Origin of the sequence: Allokutzneria sp. NRRL B-24872, from assembly GCF_002155965.1 — a bacterium.
Classification (GTDB): Bacteria; Actinomycetota; Actinomycetes; order Mycobacteriales; family Pseudonocardiaceae; genus Allokutzneria.
The window spans coordinates 1-1,072 of the sequence record NZ_MUMH01000353.1 but is presented as its reverse complement, the minus strand read 5'-3'; the positions used below and the strand labels follow the sequence as shown (position 1 = coordinate 1,072).

The window sequence follows — 1,072 nt, the reverse complement described above, 5'->3', positions numbered from 1 at the left end:
CAGGATGAACAGCTCGGGGCCGCTCCACCAGCTCCGCTTGCGCAGCTGCTCGGGGGTGACGTCGGAGCCGGGCAGCCGCTTGGTCATCACGCCCATGGTCAGCTGGACCATGTCACCGACCGCGGCCTGCGTGGTGGTGTAGGAGATGAGGTACTCCTCCGGCACCAGGCCGAGCATGCTCCTGCGGAAGTCGACCAGGGCGATCTGGGCCTCTTTCGGCGAGTAGCGGGCCATGATGCCGGTGGCCAGCGCCCGCAGGAACGAGCTCTTGCCGGACTCCACGTCGCCGAAGAGCACCAGGTGCGGTTCGGCGGCGAAGTCCAGGTAGACCGGTTGCAGGTCGCGCTCGGCGATGCCGATCGGCACGGCCTTGCGGCCCGGCTCCGCGGCGGGCAGCTCCTCGTAGGGCAGCAGCGCGGGCAGCAGCCGCACCACCGAGGCCTTCGGTCCCCGCCAGGCGGCGTTGACCGTCTCCACCAGGTTCTGCGTGCCCTCGGTGAGGTTCTCCGCGGTCTCCTTCGAGTCGATCCTCGGCACTCCGGCGAGGAAGTGCATCGCGTCGGGGGCCAGACCCCGGCCCGGTGACTGCTCCGGCACGGCCGAGGCCTGCCTGCGGCCGATGACCGAGTCGGTCGCGTCACCCATGCGCAGCTCCACCTTGGTGCCGAACATGTCGCGGATGTTCATCCGCAGGTCCATCCACCGGTTGCACGCCACGAGCAGGTGCACCCCGAAGGCCAGACCGCGGTTGACCAGCTCCGACAGCGCGGGCTCCAGGGTCTCGAACTCCGTGCGGATGGTCGCCCAGCCGTCGATGACCAGGAACAGGTCGCCGAAGCGGTCCTCGGGGAAGCGACCGGCGCGCAGCATCTGCCGGTAGGTGGCCATGCTGTCGATGCCCAGGTCGGCGAAGCGCTGCTCCCGCTCGGCGAGCAGGCTCTGCGCCTCGGCGACCGAGCGCCGCACCTGGTTGCCGTCCCGCCGCGTGGCGACGCCGCTGACGTGGGCGAGCGAGCGCAGCGCGGTCAGACCGCCTCCACCGAAGTCCAGGCAGAGGAACTGCACCTCGCGC

The 1,072-nt window shown here is 70.6% G+C and carries 1 protein-coding gene; it reads right to left on the bottom strand.

What is annotated here, in order from left to right; all coding sequences use genetic code 11:
* The coding region (gene eccCb / locus CCN37_RS38010; protein ID WP_143262059.1) for a type VII secretion protein EccCb at window positions 1-1,072 on the bottom strand (1,072 nt) is incomplete at both ends.